The organism is Neisseria sp. HMSC070F02, from assembly GCF_001814225.1.
GTDB classification, from domain to species: domain Bacteria; phylum Pseudomonadota; class Gammaproteobacteria; order Burkholderiales; family Neisseriaceae; genus Neisseria; species Neisseria meningitidis.
Map to the genome: position 1 here is coordinate 1 of NZ_KV815396.1, position 363 is coordinate 363.

Below are 363 nucleotides of genomic sequence, written 5' to 3' on the forward strand. Positions count from 1 at the left end.
CGTTCAAAACAAAACAAACCCTGCCATGAAAACCCTGCTCCTCCTCATCCCCCTCGTCCTCACAGCCTGCGGCACACTGACCGGCATACCCGCCCACGGCGGCGGCAAACGCTTTGCCGTCGAACAAGAACTCGTCGCCGCATCGTCCCGCGCCGCCGTCAAAGAAATGGATTTGTCCGCCCTGAAAGGACGCAAAGCCGCCCTTTACGTCTCCGTTATGGGCGACCAAGGTTCGGGCAACATAAGCGGCGGACGCTACTCTATCGACGCACTGATACGCGGCGGCTACCACAACAACCCCGAAAGTGCCACCCAATACAGCTACCCCGCCTACGACACTACCGCCACCACCAAATCCGACGC

1 pseudogene is annotated in these 363 nt (G+C 60.1%); it reads left to right on the forward strand.

Annotated elements, in window-relative coordinates:
• Nucleotides 1-25: 25 nt before the first annotated feature.
• Nucleotides 26-363 (forward strand): annotated as a pseudogene (gene mafA, locus HMPREF2959_RS03860) (adhesin MafA); the annotation flags it as partial.